Origin of the sequence: Acinetobacter dispersus, assembly GCF_009884975.1 — a bacterium.
Taxonomy (GTDB): domain Bacteria; phylum Pseudomonadota; class Gammaproteobacteria; order Pseudomonadales; family Moraxellaceae; genus Acinetobacter; species Acinetobacter dispersus.
On record NZ_CP041970.1, the window covers coordinates 1,698,457 to 1,714,509 of the forward strand.

15 protein-coding genes are annotated in these 16,053 nt (G+C 39.7%); 10 read left to right on the forward strand and 5 right to left on the reverse strand.

The window, feature by feature from the left end:
* The first annotated feature begins 95 nt into the window (after positions 1-95).
* Positions 96-317 (forward strand): DUF6500 family protein, encoded by a 222-nt coding sequence (locus FPL17_RS07830; protein WP_005189826.1) that lies wholly within the window; start codon positions 96-98, stop codon positions 315-317.
* On the opposite strand, the gene FPL17_RS07835 is transcribed toward FPL17_RS07830, so the two are convergent.
* From FPL17_RS07835 to FPL17_RS07845, 3 genes are read right to left on the reverse strand one after another with little or no spacing between them, the layout of a single operon-like run.
* On the reverse strand, positions 314-1,783 hold the full coding sequence (locus tag FPL17_RS07835; protein WP_159884338.1) for a sulfite reductase subunit alpha: 1,470 nt from the start codon (positions 1,781-1,783) through the stop codon (positions 314-316). The two genes, FPL17_RS07830 and FPL17_RS07835, sit on opposite strands and share 4 nt — an antisense overlap.
* A 9-nt stretch (positions 1,784-1,792) precedes the next feature.
* Positions 1,793-2,383, reverse strand: a complete 591-nt coding sequence (locus tag FPL17_RS07840) for a PepSY-associated TM helix domain-containing protein (protein WP_159884340.1) — start codon at positions 2,381-2,383, stop codon at positions 1,793-1,795.
* Positions 2,384-2,416: 33 nt separating this feature from the next.
* Positions 2,417-3,988 (reverse strand): DUF2271 domain-containing protein, encoded by a 1,572-nt coding sequence (locus FPL17_RS07845; RefSeq protein ID WP_159884341.1) that lies wholly within the window; start codon positions 3,986-3,988, stop codon positions 2,417-2,419.
* A 314-nt stretch (positions 3,989-4,302) separates the two neighbouring features.
* Between FPL17_RS07845 and FPL17_RS07850 the strand changes: the two genes are divergently transcribed.
* From FPL17_RS07850 to FPL17_RS07865, 4 genes are all read left to right on the forward strand, one after another.
* On the forward strand, positions 4,303-5,190 hold the full coding sequence (locus FPL17_RS07850) for a DUF4198 domain-containing protein (protein WP_159884343.1): 888 nt from the start codon (positions 4,303-4,305) through the stop codon (positions 5,188-5,190).
* 122 nt (positions 5,191-5,312) lie between these two features.
* On the forward strand, positions 5,313-6,314 hold the full coding sequence (locus tag FPL17_RS07855) for an AraC family transcriptional regulator (RefSeq protein ID WP_159884345.1): 1,002 nt from the start codon (positions 5,313-5,315) through the stop codon (positions 6,312-6,314).
* A 96-nt stretch (positions 6,315-6,410) separates the two neighbouring features.
* Entirely contained in the window at positions 6,411-7,034 is a 624-nt protein-coding gene (locus tag FPL17_RS07860; RefSeq protein ID WP_159884347.1) for a sterol desaturase family protein, read from the forward strand.
* Positions 7,035-7,169: 135 nt separating this feature from the next.
* Positions 7,170-8,579, forward strand: coding sequence for a hypothetical protein (locus tag FPL17_RS07865; protein WP_159884349.1), 1,410 nt, complete (start codon positions 7,170-7,172; stop codon positions 8,577-8,579).
* Positions 8,580-8,642: 63 nt separating this feature from the next.
* Here the strand turns inward: FPL17_RS07865 and FPL17_RS07870 are convergent, their stop codons facing one another.
* Positions 8,643-8,975, reverse strand: coding sequence for a DMT family transporter (locus tag FPL17_RS07870; protein ID WP_005189836.1), 333 nt, complete (start codon positions 8,973-8,975; stop codon positions 8,643-8,645).
* A gap of 110 nt (positions 8,976-9,085) precedes the next feature.
* Complete coding sequence (gene mnmG, locus FPL17_RS07875; protein ID WP_159884351.1) at positions 9,086-10,966, reverse strand: tRNA uridine-5-carboxymethylaminomethyl(34) synthesis enzyme MnmG; 1,881 nt, start codon at positions 10,964-10,966, stop codon at positions 9,086-9,088.
* Positions 10,967-11,218: 252 nt separating this feature from the next.
* On the opposite strand from mnmG, the gene FPL17_RS07880 reads away from it, so the two are divergent.
* The 5 genes from FPL17_RS07880 (at position 11,219) to purH (ending at position 15,852) form a co-directional block, all read left to right on the forward strand.
* Complete coding sequence (locus tag FPL17_RS07880) at positions 11,219-11,587, forward strand: hypothetical protein (RefSeq protein WP_005189842.1); 369 nt, start codon at positions 11,219-11,221, stop codon at positions 11,585-11,587.
* A 183-nt stretch (positions 11,588-11,770) separates the two neighbouring features.
* A complete protein-coding gene (prmA, locus tag FPL17_RS07885) occupies positions 11,771-12,676 on the forward strand; it encodes a 50S ribosomal protein L11 methyltransferase (RefSeq protein ID WP_159884353.1) in 906 nt (301 codons plus the stop codon).
* A 14-nt stretch (positions 12,677-12,690) separates the two neighbouring features.
* Positions 12,691-13,551, forward strand: a complete 861-nt coding sequence (locus tag FPL17_RS07890; protein ID WP_159884355.1) for a DUF3426 domain-containing protein — start codon at positions 12,691-12,693, stop codon at positions 13,549-13,551.
* 374 nt (positions 13,552-13,925) lie between these two features.
* The gene (gene fis, locus FPL17_RS07895) at positions 13,926-14,195 is read left to right on the forward strand and encodes a DNA-binding transcriptional regulator Fis (RefSeq protein ID WP_001086304.1); all 270 of its coding nucleotides are present in this window, start codon (positions 13,926-13,928) and stop codon (positions 14,193-14,195) included.
* Positions 14,196-14,277: 82 nt separating this feature from the next.
* The gene (gene purH, locus FPL17_RS07900) at positions 14,278-15,852 is read left to right on the forward strand and encodes a bifunctional phosphoribosylaminoimidazolecarboxamide formyltransferase/IMP cyclohydrolase (protein ID WP_159884357.1); all 1,575 of its coding nucleotides are present in this window, start codon (positions 14,278-14,280) and stop codon (positions 15,850-15,852) included.
* The last annotated feature ends 201 nt before the right edge of the window (positions 15,853-16,053 follow it).

The following is a 16,053-nucleotide window of genomic DNA, read 5'->3' on the forward strand; positions in this document are numbered from 1 at the left end:
TTTCAAAATAAATATTAAAACTAAATGATGGCAATCGCGTATGTTTAGGATGCTATGATCTGCACCCAATTCTGATTAGCCACTTAGAACTCAAGATGAGAACCGAATTAAAAGCTAAAATCCTACAGATTTGCGATGAAAAAATTACCAAAAAAGGCAGCAATGTAGGACTTTCATTTTATGCTTTCTTTGCCAATAAAAATGATAATCCAGAACTTCTCATGGAGGCTGCTGAGTGGTGGATTATGCGACATCAACTGGATCATTTTGAGAAAGCCAGCAAGATTAAAGCACTGGTTTTAGCTGAATCCGATTAATACACATCGCGTTGATAGCGTTGTTCCTGTTTGAGTTGCTCCACCAAATCAAGACCTAAAATCTCTTTTAAGGCTTGATCAACGCCACCCGCCATTCCCTTAAGGCTACCGCAGATATAAATTGCTGCGCCCTGTGCCACCCAAGTCAGTAATCGAGTTGATTGGCCTCTTAAACAATCTTGCACATAGACTTTCTCAACTTGATCGCGAGAAAATGCATAATCGACTTGATCAAGAAAACCATGTTGCTGCCAATAGTGAATTTCAGTCTGATAAAGATGATCAAATTGCTGCTGTCGTTCACCAAAAATCAGCCAGTTTTGTTTATAACCCCAATGCTCTCTCTGACGTAAATGCGCCAGTAAACCCGCAATCCCCGTACCATTGCCAATCAAGATCAAAGGCCTCGCATCATGCGGCAAATGAAAACTTGGATTATGACGAATATGAGCTTGTAAGATTTGGTCTTGCTGTAAGCCTTGTGTCAGCCAGCCAGAACCTAAACCCAGACCTGTTTCCGTATGTTGTTGCCTCACCACCAACTCAATAAAACCATTTTCAGCCAAACTGGCAATGGAATATTCACGCTTGGGTAAGTACTCAAATTGGGCCATCCACAGTTCAAAAGATTGCTCTGCTTGCGGCGGCAATTTTCTTAAATTCAGGGTACTTAATTGAGTCGCCAAAGCAGAAGTAACCTGCTGTTGCTGTGATTGCAAAAAAGCCTCAATATCATCCAGATTGTTTTCGCATTGGATCTCTAAAATATCACCTGATGACCAAACCAAGTCCTCATCACCAATCAATTGAACTTTATAAATAGGCTCGCCGATACTACCTTTATTTAAACACTGCCGATGAGCAAATTTTAATTGCAACATCTGTTGTGAGCTTGGCAAGTCGCTGAATTGCATTGAGGTCAGTTGTTCTAAACCACTCAACCATTGTTCCAAATCACGGCTATTCAGTTGGTCTACCAACACTGTATCAAATAGAGCATGTGCCTGTTGTTGAACTAACCATTGTTCTAATCTCTGCCCGAACTGACAGAAGTTAGCATAGCGTCGATCCCCCAAAGCCAATATTGCAAAAGATAAATGGGATAAATCCAAGCCTTGAGTAAAAGCTTTATTGATAAAAGATTGTGCACTATCCGGTGCATCTCCTTCACCATAGGTACTGACCACCCATAGAATTCGCTGTTGCTCAGTTAAATCATGGATACTCAGATCTTGAATATTTCTGACCACAATCTGATCATCAACTAAACGCAATTGCTCAGCCGTATGCCTCGCCCAGATTTCGGCATGTCCAGACTGACTGGCATAGACCACCAAATAAGCAGGATACGATTGCGGTGATGATTTTGAATTTCTTTGCTGCCAATATAGCCATACAATCACAAAAAGATGCAGACTCAATAATATTGCCAATATAGCAATAACGATCAGCACAGCCTGAGTCATGATGTCACCTTAAATGGCAAACCAAATGAGTAAAATAATTGCCGCTAAACTAGCTGCGGTGAGCAGCAAATGCGTAATTAAACGGGTTTTAATGGTGAGAAATAAAATATAGCCCGCCAAGGACAATAAAATAATAATGATCGCACTGATATCAATGAGCCAATGCCATGTTGCACCGACATTTTTACCGCGATGCAGATCATTGAGCAATGAAACGGTAGTTGCTGGTTTTTGGGTAATTTCGACTTCGCCTTGATCCATCAACACCCAGAGATCTGTTGAACCTGCTGGACTCTCCAAACGGATCATCACTTCCCCATCAATCACTTCGCTGCTTTTATAACGTCCAATCAGTGGCTGCTTGTCGCGAACAAAATCCAGAATCGCCTGAGTTGGATTCTCTTGTTTTTGGATAGCACTCACAAAAGCAGTTGGCAAAGTGAGTTTTACGATTTGCTCATCATTGGATGATTTAAACCAATCTGGGTTATTGAGTAGCAATCCTGTTGCAGCAAAAAAAATCAGTACGATGAAAGCAAATGCAGAGAGCCAGCCATGCACATAGCGTGCATGGCGGTAAAAATCACGACGTTGATACAAGAGACAAGCCTCGTCAATAAATGGGGCTTTTAATTAAGCACCACGTTGGAAGTTTAATTTCAGCGTACCAATTTCTGCCTGTGCAGGAAGTGTTTTTGTTACCGCTTTTGGCCCTACTTCTAACTCGAAGCTTTGATAAGAATGATCGCCATGCTCACGAGAGGTTTCAATATGGATTAAATATTTACCCGCATCTACAGCTTTACCAGCCTCATCTTTACCATCCCAAGCTAAACGATACTGCCCTGGTTGACGTGATGGCTTAGCCACTGCATCCAAGTTTGGCATTTGACGACCATAACGGCGCCACCATACATAGTTTGAATTCAACCACTTCTCATCTTTGCCCCAAACGGCAAGCGTACGAACTAATTTTTTATCGCTGTCTGTCACCCAAACGGAAACATAAGGTGCACGATAATTATCAACGGCAAGTTTTGGAATATTCACTTCAATTTGAGCCTGATAACCTTTAGGCCAAGCCGTTGCTGCACCATTAGCAGCCACATGTCGCATGATCGCAGGTTGATTGGCATCTAAAAGCGTAGACCAACCTGAACTTTGATAGCTGCTGCCATCACTCGCAACTAACTGGGCTTCAAAACCAACCAATTGTTCAATCAGCTGCATGCCTTCATGAGGTGACATTGCTGTTAAAGCCGTTGCCAAAGCATCCGCATCTGCAGCGCACTGTCCGACCACGACACATTGCTCTACGTTCTGAATTGGCATACCTGTTTGTGGATTGAGCAAATGCGATTGGCCTGCCAACGAACGATAGCCTTGTCCACTAAAAGCAATAGCTTGATCTTTAATATTTAAAACTTGTGTTGGTGCTGTATTATCAAAGCGTTCATTTGAATCTTGAATACCGATCTTCCAGCCCGCTTGTTGTGGTGATTGACCCCACACCCGCATATCGCCACCAATATCGATCAAAATCCCCTGTAAATGTGGCACGGCTTGTTTAGCAGCAATCAACGCCCGATCAATTACATAGCCTTTTGCATAGGCATCTGGTGCAATTTTGACGGCTGAATCAAGCTTAATCTGTTTAGTTTTTGGATTTAACTCAATACTCTGTGTCTTTAACTGGCGTAATAAGGCTTCTTGGGTTTGATCATCCAGATTTTGTACCTGATGACTTTGTTCCCATAGCTGAATCAATTGGCCTAAACGTGCATCAAAACCACCACAGGTCGCACTACGCCATTGTTCACAAGCAGCAATTACCTCATAAAGTTCAGAAGAAGCTTCGATCTGCTGTTCACGATTGAGCTGACTGATTTCACTGTCATCACGCCACACCGATAAAATCTTATCCAAACGTGCCACTTCGTTCTGAATTGCCTGTAATGCCTTTTCTGCATCTTTTTGATGCACAGTAGTTACAACAACATCTAAAGAAGTTCCTAAAATATGATCTTGATGAAAGCTATAACTTGGCGTCTGAATGGATGCTTGTAATATCTGAGGGTCTTTTATAGCATTTTCATTGGCCTGAGTTGCTGTAATTGGCGACATGAATACAGCGATAGCTGCCATCAACGGTGATAAACGAAATATAATTTGAATTGGGCGAAAAGCTTGTTGCGTTGATGACATCGTTAAGGTTCCTTTTCTAAGATTTACCTAAGCCAATACATGCGCTTTATCAAAAGCAAATGGCTTGGTCTCACGCATGAATTACAACCAAAAGAACATGAAAGTGAAACTGTTTTATTTTCAATAAAATCAAAAACATTCCATTCACTTAAGATACACATTAGGGAGAAAAATAACGTGTTCATCTTTAGATGTCTAATGGCATAAAAACGATTAAAAATTTATCGAAATAATATTGCAACTGATACTCGTTATCAAGTAGATTGTAGCAATTCTTTTGCATTTTTGTTTATTTCTCTTTTAAGGAATTCTTCATGCGTCATCTACTTACTGTTGCCTTATTTTCTGCACTGCCAACATTCAGCTTTGCTCACACAGCAAGCCCTTTTTTATTGCCAGAAGTATTTGACAGCAAAGCAGATAACGTCAGCTTTCAAAGTGGAATCACTGTTGAAAAATTCTTTGTTCCAAGCCGTAACTTTAAAACAGATTATCAGGTGACAACGCCTGAAGGAAAAACTGAAACCATTAAAGCAGCAGCAGAATTAAAAAAATTCAATATCGCTGAAGTCAATTTAACCACAGATGGCACCTATCGTCTTCGTACGCAAAATGCGGCAGGCAACCCAACCAAATATGCATTGATTGATGGTCGTTGGTTACGTGTTCGCCCTCAACGCCCTGCGAATGCAAACCCGATGCCGCCACAAGGTAATAATGCAGAGCAAAAAGCGCCTCAAGCACCAGCAAATCAACCACCTCGTTTTATTGCTGAAGACCAAATTCCTGCAAATGCAAAAACGGCTCAAACCATCAATACCTATATTGCTGAAAGTTTTATCACCAAGGGCAAACCAAGTGCTGTACCTGCAGTGACCAACAAAGGCTTTGAATTCAAATTTATCACCCATCCAAATGAACTGTATGCGGGTGAATCATTTAAGGCTCAGGTTTTAATGGATGGTAAACCAGTGCCAAATTTAGAAGTTGATGTGTTTAAAGGTGCAAGCAGTTACCAACCCAATGCAAAACGTGATCAGCCGCATGTGAAAACCAACGCCAAAGGTGAAGTTGAAGTGAAATTCAATGAAGCAGGTATTTATCTCATTACCACTGCTTATCCTGAAGCAAATACAGATAATACCAAACAACCGATCGCTCAATCTTATACATACAGCGTGACCGTTGAAGTGACTGAATAAGCCTTTTAATCAAGGTACTTATCAGCGTATAAGTACCTTTCCCCTTTTGATTTAGTTGCAATCCATTTCTATCTTAAAAATAACAGCGTATATTGTTTTAAAACTCGTATTTTCCCTGTTTTATGACTTCAAAAAAAACCAGTGATGCAGGCATCTTTTTATGGATGGTTTATCAAACCATGCAAAAGATGAATTTAGATGCCGCTGCCATATTTGCGCGTGTTCATTTACCCGATCAGCCACCTGATAAATTCGTACGGCGTGACAACGCTACACAGCAACGCTTTTGGCAAGCAGCAGAACAAATTAGTCATGATCCCGATATTGGTTTACATGTCGGTCACAATGTTCCACCCTTTCGCGGGCAAGTGATTGAATATCTTTTTCTAAGTAGCGCAACATTTGGTGAAGGTCTCAAACGAACCATTCGATATCAGGCCTTACTCACCGATGCCATGTCATTTAACTTAGAAATGATAAATGAACATAGGGTAATGATTTCAGGGCTCAATCATCCTGTTCGGCATTATCTGGAATGTGCAATCGGCATTCTACTGAACTTCTTTAAATATATTAGTGACGAAACATTTACACCACTTGAAATCGGTTTGCCGTATCTAAACGGAGCAGATCAAGAGGAATATCAGAAAATATGGGGATGTCCTGTCAAACTCGGTCAAGATAATGGCTACATTTGCTTTGATTCAGCACAATTAACAACACCCTCTGCTGCACATGAACCTGAACTGTTAAAAGTGCATGAACATCATGCTGCCTCACAGCTTGAGCTATTAAACAAACACCAGCTTATAAACGAAATCGAAAAAATCTTGGCCAGTGGTTTATTAGAGTCTGGAGAATTTGATCAAAACATCATTGCTGAGTATTTGGGACGTAGCACTCGTAGCTTAAGAGCAGATCTACAACTGTTAAATACCAGCTACGAAAAAGTTATTGCACATTATCGTGAACGCCTTGCGCGTCGCTTACTCTCCCAGACACAGGAAAGTATTGATCAAATCGTTTATCTCACAGGTTTCTCCGAACCTTCAGCATTTTCAAGAGCATTTAAACGCTGGACTGGAGAGACACCTACAGCATATCGACAACGTAAACAGGCTTAAATTGATTGGATAGGCAGCTTAAAACTGTCAGATCAGTCAAAACTTTTTGCGCTTCTCTTTTTAAAATTCGATCTATGTTAGACGAGGTAATCCAGCATGATCGGTTTTCCAGTAGGTGTTTTTGTTGCAAATGGTATGGAATGGTACTTTCACAAAGTATGGTTACATGAATTTCCAAGCAAAAATAGAAACAGCCCCTTCTTTACCCATATTGCCCATCACAAACGCGCTCGCTTAAATGGCTTTCATGATGAGGGCTATGCTGAGTCAATGTTTAAAAATTCTGAGATGTACAATGAGAAATCAGCACTCATCGGCTTAGCTGCTGCATCCACGATTTTTCTGCCCGTTGCACCCTTCTTTACCGCAGGTTTGTACTATGGCATTTGGAATTATTGGAAAGTGCATGCCAAATCACACCTAGACCCAGAATTCGCAAAAAAACGGATTCCTTGGCACTATGATCACCACATGACTAGCAATCAAAATGCCAATTGGTGTGTGACTAAGCCATGGTTTGATTACATTATGGGAACGCGAGTCATGACTGATGTATCAGTAACGGAAACTAATCCCTTGGCGATCAACATGCCGAAATGGTTGGAAAAAAGAGTAAATCGGGTAGCACGTCGGTTATTACCGAAAGCCTATGCTCAAATTGATGCCAATACACAATTTGATCAACAGAATTTAAAACAAGGGATTGAGGTAGCGTTATAAATATCCTCTTGTGCCTCCTACTGAGCCCAATCATTTTGATTGGGCTTTAATCACAAAAATTATTTAAAACACTTTGAAAGAACATCATTAATAGATATTATTCCTCTCTAAAATAATCCATGTAGAAAACTAAAAATGTTAAAGATTAAATCTTGTATTACCATTTTAACCACAGCAGTTATAATTTCAGCTTGTGGTGGTGGGGATAGAAATGATAGTAAAATAACTGAAGACACGACCCCATTCTTAACACCCTTTACAACTGAGTTTCAAAGTACGTTAAGTTTGCAAAAAGATGCAGATCCGATCATTCAAATTTCAAATAGAAGTAGCAATCAGAATGATGAAGTAAATGCATACTCAGTTACACATCATTTTGACAAAGAAAGTACCTCAATTATTTTGAGCTACAATTTCGATAAAAACGATACGAATAAGACACTCCATGTTAATTATGACCCAATACTTAAAGAAATATTAGCCGTTTCAATTGGTAGTAAAAGGATCAAAACTGGTCAACTAGAAATAGGATCTATGCAATATGCTTGCAGCAAGTCATTCTATGATGTTTGCAAAAACATTCAATTAAACTTTGATGATAAAACAGGTAATAGTGAAATTATATTTAACAATACAAAACTATCTACTCCAAACCTAACTGTAGATGGTTCGACTAATACTACCAAACGCTTCATGACATTAAATGGGAAATTAATAGGAAAACTATCTACCCCACCTCAAACATTTGAAAACATCAGAAAAACAAGTGAAGTTAATCTTTCAATAAATAGTCAACCAATCTCTCCAATCGGTATAATTTACGAACCAGAATCCACAAGTGTTACTTTTAACACATATACTGATAATGGAATTAATCAAGGTCTTAAATCAGATTTATTTACCACACTAACTACTTACAACAATGGGTCGAATTCCTCTGTTTATACCAAATCCTATCAAGCACTGCCAACAATTGGGTGTCTAGACCTCATTGACACCAACATTCCTGTCCAAAATCCACTCTCTATTACAGTACAAGAAACTATAGACAAGGTAAATCTAACTTTTAATCAGACAAAATATCAACAAATACACAATCCACCCTCAGAGTGCATCGCAACTAATCTTAAGTTAGATGGTTCAATAACAGTAAATAAGCCACTTACACAATTTACAATCACACCTGATGATAAAAATACATATATCCCTCCTTTCAACCAACCTGCATTGTACTTTGATACAATCAATAATAATAAACAGGAGTTTGGAAACGACACCCTTCAAGTAACCCTTCTCAATAACAGTATCGAAAAAATTAACTTTAAAGAAATTAAATTAGGGGTTGATATTACTACAGGATTACTAAAACGTTTTGAAAACAATTTTAGCTGTGATAAAAACCATCCTTGCCAAGGAATTAATTATGATACCTCAAATACCAAAGTAACTTTTTCAAATACACCATTACTTTATAAAGATGAAAAGAATCCTACACTGAATCGTATTTTTCATATCAATGGCATATTTGATTTCGCAGGTCGATAATTTAACTCTGAAAACTTAATTTAGGACCGAGCTAATACAGCTCGGTTTTTTATTATTAGAAAATTAATGCGAGCTGGTTTTAGACAGCAAATTAAGGATAAGTACACCGCTCATGATCAAGACAATACCAATAATTCCCCAGATATCCAGCTTTTGATCAAATACAAACCAAGCCACGGTGGTAATCAAAACAATCCCGACACCAGACCAAATCGCATAAGCAACGCCTACAGGAATGGTCTTTAAGGTTAAAGACAAACAATAAAATGCAACTACATAGCCAACTACAACCACGATAGACGCAACAGGTTTAGTAAAACCTTCACTACTTTTTAAGGCAGATGTTGCGATCACTTCTGCAGTAATCGCAATGAATAAAATTATCCAATTGTTCATTTACTCATCTCCCATAATTAAATACGACCTATAAGAACATCTATAAGAAAAAAACACCCTTTTATAAAGGGTGTTTTTTTAATGTTTATTTCAATGTGTCGAATAAAAGTTTAAGCCGACTTCTTCGCCATATTGTTTTTACGGATAGTAATCATCACCAACTGAACTGCAGCTGGTGTAACACCCGGAATACGACTTGCTTGCGCTAAAGTCTCAGGACGAACTGTTTTTAACTTCAAGGTAATTTCACGCGACAAACCAGAAATACCATCATATTCAAAATCAGCAGGAATCTTAGTTTCTTCAAGACGCTTTAATTGCGCAACATCTTCATGTTGACGATTAATATAGCCTTCGTATTTCACTGCAATTTCAATTTGCTCACCCACATGTTCAGATACTTCTGAACCCGTTAATTCAGCAATTTGAGCAAAGTTGATATTTGGGCGTTTCAACAAATCGATCGCACTACATTCTTTACTGAGATCAGCACCCGTCATTTCAACGAATTTTTTACCCATTGGGTTGTTTGGCGCAGCCCATAAATGTTGTAAGCGAGAGGTTTCACGCTCAACTGCTTCCATTTTTTCGCTATATGCAGCCCAACGCGCATCATCAACTAGGCCAAGTTCACGACCAATTGACGTTAAACGTTGATCGGCATTGTCTTCACGTAACATCAAACGGTATTCCGCACGTGAAGTAAACATACGATACGGTTCTTTGGTACCCAAAGTGATCAGGTCATCGACCAATACGCCCATATATGCTTGATCACGTTTCGGTGTCCATTCTTCTTGTTCCCACGCACGACGTGCCGCATTCAAACCTGCAAGTAAGCCTTGTGCACCCGCTTCTTCATAACCAGTCGTACCGTTAATTTGACCAGCAAAGTACAAGTTTTGAATCGCTTTGGTTTCAAGTGTGAATTTCAACGCTTGTGGATTGAAATAGTCATATTCAATCGCATAACCTGGACGAAGGATATGCGCATTTTCCATACCACGGATCGAACGCACCAAATTGAACTGCACATCAAATGGTAAAGAAGTCGAGATACCATTTGGATAAAGCTCATGAGTATCCAAGCCTTCAGGCTCCAAGAACACTTGATGTGAATCTTTATCGGCAAAACGGTGAATTTTATCTTCAATTGATGGGCAATAACGTGGACCAACACCTTCAATTACACCAGTGTACATTGGTGAACGGTCTAAACCACCACGGATAATTTCGTGGGTTTTTTCACTGGTATGCGTGATATAACAATTGACTTGTTCAGGGTGCATTGACGCATCACCCATGAATGACATCACTGGCGATGGGAAATCACCAGGTTGTGGCGTCATTACTGAGAAATCAACACTACGTGCATCAATACGCGGTGGCGTTCCAGTCTTTAAACGTCCAACAGGTAATTTGAGCTCACGTAAACGATGAGCCAATGCAATTGATGGCGGATCACCTGCACGACCACCACTTGTGTTTTGTAAACCAACGTGGATCACACCACCCAAGAATGTTCCTGTCGTCAATACCACTGTTTTAGTATCGAAACGGATACCCATTTGAGTGACAACACCCTTAACAGTATCGCCTTCTACAATTAAATCATCTGCTGCTTGTTGGAAAATATCCAAATTCGCCTGATTTTCTATAGTTTCACGAATCGCAGCTTTATAACGTACTCGGTCCGCTTGCGCACGTGTTGCACGCACAGCCGCACCTTTACGAGAATTTAGGATACGGAACTGAATACCACCTTTATCAGCAGCGAGTGCCATTGCACCACCAAGTGCATCAATCTCGCGGACAAGATGTGATTTACCAATACCACCGATCGCAGGGTTACAGCTCATCTGCCCCAAAGTTTCAATATTATGCGTTAACAATAATGTTTGTCTTCCCATACGTGCAGCAGCAAGCGCCGCTTCCGTACCAGCGTGACCGCCACCAATTACGATAACGTCGTAAACTTTAGGATAGTGCATAGTGGTAAATGTGTATTCAAAAAATGACAGAGTATTATATAGGAGTTTTCCATTAAATTGGCAAAAACCATCAACATTGTTGTAGGTTTCAAGCCACTGTTCTGGCTACAGAATACACAAAAAGAAACCTTCTGTTGCATTTTCCTCTTAGACTTCACACAGCGAATCATCACTATTAACTTGAACACCACTGTTTTATCTGTTCAGTTTCTTATCCTAAAAAGTGCATAACAAATACTTTAGGAAAATGACATGAACACAAAGCTTTTATTTTCATCTCTTATTTGTGGCCTATGTTTTAGCGTAGCTGCACATGCAGATACCAAGGCAACCCAAGATCAGCAAACCAAGAAATATCAGCAGGTTTGTAAAGGCAAAAAACAAGGTGACCCAGTTTCTTTTGCATATAAAGGCGTTGTTTTCAATGGTTCATGTGAACCGAATGAAGCAGGTAAATTATCCTTCCAACCACCAACACCTGCCAATAATGCGACACCTGAAACACAAAGCCGTCTTTCAGAAACGCAATCTGCACCTCGTCCTGTAACTGAACCTGTAGAGGCCCCACCAGTGGCTCCAGCACCTCCAGTTGCACCAGATGTTGAGCAGACAGCACCTTAATTGCAATAATCATTAAGAAGGTCTTTATGACCTTCTTTTTTATTTATTGGCTACAAAAACAATCTCATAACACCCACTTACTGAGATATTTGCGCTTAAAATTGTAATCTGTCTATTTTATAATCCCTTTAATAAGTTTTAATCTATTACAATACGCACAAATACATTTATTTAGGTTTTCCTGTGAACTGGCTACAAATTCATATTACTGTTGATCAAAATCAAGTTGAACTCACCGAAACATTACTCCTGTCATTGGGTGCGGTAAGTGTTACTTTGGATGATGCAGAAGATCAAGCCTTGCTAGAGCCACTTCCAGGAGAAACACCACTTTGGAATAAAGTCATCGTCACGGGCATTTATCAACAAGAAGAAGATGACCCAATTGATGTCGACACTTTAGAAGCATTCCTCAAAGTACAACTTCCAGATGTTCCTATGCGCCACCAATACTTGGAAAATCAAGTCTGGGAACGTGCATGGATGGATTTTTACGAGCCAATTCAAATTGGTGAAAAATACTGGATCGTTCCAGAGTGGTTAGAACCGCCAGAAGCAGATGCAACCAACATCAAGTTAGATCCAGGTCTTGCATTTGGTACGGGCAACCATGCGAGTACCTTTTTATGCTTACAGTGGTTAGGTAAAACTGATGTAAAAGATAAGATCGTAATCGATTATGGTTGTGGTTCAGGTATTTTAGGCGTTGCGGCACTTTTATTAGGTGCAAAAAAAGTTTATGCAACGGATATTGACCCGCAAGCTGTACTTGCTACAAAACAAAATGCAGATTTGAATGGTGTACTTGATCGTCTTTATGTAGGATTACCAGAAGAATTTGATCAAGAATTTAAACCACAACAAGCAGACGTCCTTGTCGCAAATATTTTAGCGGCACCGTTAATGGCGCTTGCGCCTGAATTCTCAACTTTATTAAAAAATGAGGGTGAGTTCGCACTTGCAGGTGTAATTGAAGAGCAAGTTGCTGATGTTTCTAGTGTTTACTCACAGTTTTTTGATATATTAGAGATTGAAAAGCGTGAAGAAAACTGGTGTCGCATTTCAGGAAAACGTAAAACAACAATTTGAGAACATTGTTACTTATGAGTGAAAAACAAACCCGCTGCCCTAAATGTTCAACTGTGTACAAAGTGACCCTTTCACAACTCAGTGTTGCACAGGGCATGGTTTGTTGTCCGAAATGCGTGATTAACTTTAATGCATTGACCAATTTATTAGAATCAGAAAGCGAAGATATCCCCACTCCGACAAATCGCTCACTCTTTTCTTCAATTCAACCTGATAGCTCCTTTGCAGAAAAGCAAATGCAGATTTTGCGAATCTTCGATCAGAAAATTGAAAACTCAAATATTGATTTATTAACTTATCTCAATAATCTGAATTACTTTAATACCGAACCCGTTACCGCCCTACCCAATTTAAATCTATCTGAAGATACTTTGTTGATCGATCATGAGAACAATGACAAACAGCATGGGTGGCTGTATTACACCTTGTGGGGTATGGGCAATATTGCTTTAATTTTAGTTTTTGCATTTCAGATTCTATGGTTCAACCCAAAACTGATGCATGAAAGCCCAGCACTGAATCAAATGTTTAATTATGCATGCAGCATTTTTTCATGCAAAACCAGTACTGAGCAATATAAATACCTCAGCTTTGAAAAAGTAAAAATTAAGCAGGCCGAGAAAGATTCAACCGTTTTTTCTGGTGTGCTGTTGAATCACCACGAAAATAGTGTGGCACTACCACCTATTAAAGTCGTGCTCAAACAAAACGACGAAGCCGTTTTTAACGTAATGCTCAAACCACAAGATTATTTAGTCGACAGTTTGAAAACGATTCAACGTATTCCAACCAACAGCCCTTTTCGCTTCGAATTTACTCTTCCAAAAAGCAAAAATAGCTTTAATGACTATAGTTTAGAATTTGTACAGCCCTAAAAGCTCAAAAAAGTGACAAAAAAACAAAAAAAAGTGAAGTTAATTTGCTCACTTTTTCGCTGACAGTGGTATGATACGCGCCACGAATGCTTTGACCTACTTACTCCTCGTTATTTATAGACAATAAAATCGTTAAACGAACTGTGCTTCTATCCCATAAGCGCATTGTTGGTTTTTTTGTTTTTAAAAGTAGGCTGTAACAAATATTTAACTATTGTTACGCTTATTTTTTACACAATTCGAGGATTTGTGGCAAGCTAATAGTCCCATTGTTTTAGAGTCACTGTTTTAGGATCTAAAACAGGACTCAGTAATTTAGACCACATTTATATCACTTTACCCAAGTGATATTTTGATTTTTCGGATTAAAACGCATGAATAGCAAATCTCCTATTTTTACGGCTCAATCTGATGTCGCTCTTCGCATCCATGTAGATCGCGCAGTTCGTCATTATTTTGCACAATTGCAAGGTGAGCAACCATCTCAAGTTTATGACATGGTTTTAGCAGAAATGGAGAAACCTCTTTTATCTGTGGTCTTAGAATATACTCGCGGTAATCAAACACGTGCCGCTGAGATTTTAGGCCTTAACCGCGGAACTTTACGCAAAAAGTTAAAAGCTCACGGTTTAATGAGTGAATAATTGATAAAATGCTCACGTTCTCGTGGGCATTTTTTTTGCCTTTTATTTTCAATCTGTAGACTTCAAACTGTTGACTAAAATCATGACTATCAAACGTGCTTTAATCTCTGTATCTGATAAAACCGGAATCGTTGAATTCGCTCAAAATCTTGTAGCTCTAGGGGTAGAAATTTTATCTACGGGCGGTACATATAAGTTGCTTAAAGACAACAATATCGCCGTAGTAGAGGTTTCTGAGCATACAGGTTTTCCCGAAATGATGGATGGTCGTGTAAAAACATTACATCCAAAAATTCATGGAGGCATCTTAGCTCGTCGTGGTCTGGACGAAGCAGTGATGCAAGAACACAACATCGATCCGATTGATCTGGTGATTGTAAATCTGTATCCATTCGCAGCAACAGTAGCAAAACCGAACTGTTCACTTGCAGATGCAATCGAGAATATCGACATCGGTGGTCCGACGATGGTTCGTGCCGCTGCAAAGAACCATGCTTCAGTAGGCATTATCGTGAATGCAGCTGATTACGACACAGTGATTGCTGAATTAAAAGCAAATGGTGGACTTTCTTACGAAACTCGTTTCGACTTAGCGGTAAAAGCATTTGAGCACACTGCACAATACGATGGCATGATCGCATCTTATTTAGGCGCGCGTGTTGGCAAAACTGAAGGTGAAGCGGATCTGTTCCCACGTACCTTCAATACCCAACTAAATAAAGCACAAGATTTACGTTATGGTGAAAACCCGCATCAAAACGCAGCATTCTATGTAGAAGAAAATGCAAAAGAAGCATCTGTTTCTACCGCGAAGCAATTACAAGGCAAAGAACTCTCTTATAACAATATTGCAGATACCGATGCAGCACTTGAGTGTGTGAAATCATTTGCGAAGCCTGCTTGTGTCATCGTTAAACATGCAAATCCTTGTGGCGTTGCTGTTTCATTGGATGGTATCAAAGCAGCTTATGATCTTGCTTATGCAACCGATCCTGAATCTGCTTTCGGTGGCATCATTGCATTCAACCGTGAATTGGACACTGCGACAGCACAAGCAATTGTAGATCGCCAATTCGTTGAAGTGATTATTGCACCAAGCGTTGCGGATGGTGTACTTGAAATCACAGGTGCGAAAAAGAATGTACGTGTGTTGGTGTGTGGTGAGCTTCCAGCAATTGACGCTCGTGCAGCACAGCTTGACTATAAGCGCGTGAATGGCGGCTTATTGGTTCAAGACCAAGATCTAGGCATGATCACTAAAGATGATCTTAAAGTTGTGACCAAACGTGCGCCAACTGAACAAGAAATTGATGATTTGATCTTTGCTTGGAAAGTAGCGAAATATGTGAAATCAAATGCAATTGTTTATGCAAAAGATCGTCAAACGATTGGTGTAGGTGCAGGTCAAATGAGCCGCGTCAACTCAGCACGTATTGCAGCGATTAAAGCTGAACATGCAGGTTTAGTGGTTGAAGGTGCGGTAATGGCATCTGATGCATTCTTCCCATTCCGTGATGGTATTGATAATGCGGCTAAGGCTGGTATTAAATGTATTATCCAACCAGGCGGTTCAATGCGCGACGAAGAAACCATTGCAGCAGCGGATGAAGCTGGTATCGCAATGGTGTTCACAGGTATGCGTCACTTCCGTCACTAATACTACTTTAAAAATTCCATCTTATTTACCTCCCTCTAAATCTCCCTCCTAAAAGGAGGGAGACTACACCAATATCAATATGGGTTCCCTCTCCTCTCAGGAGATGAGGAACGATTGTAGTTCCGTAAGGGAGAGGTTAAGGGGGACTTTTTTATTCTGAACAGGTATATTCTTAGATACTGAAAAAGGGAAATAACTTAA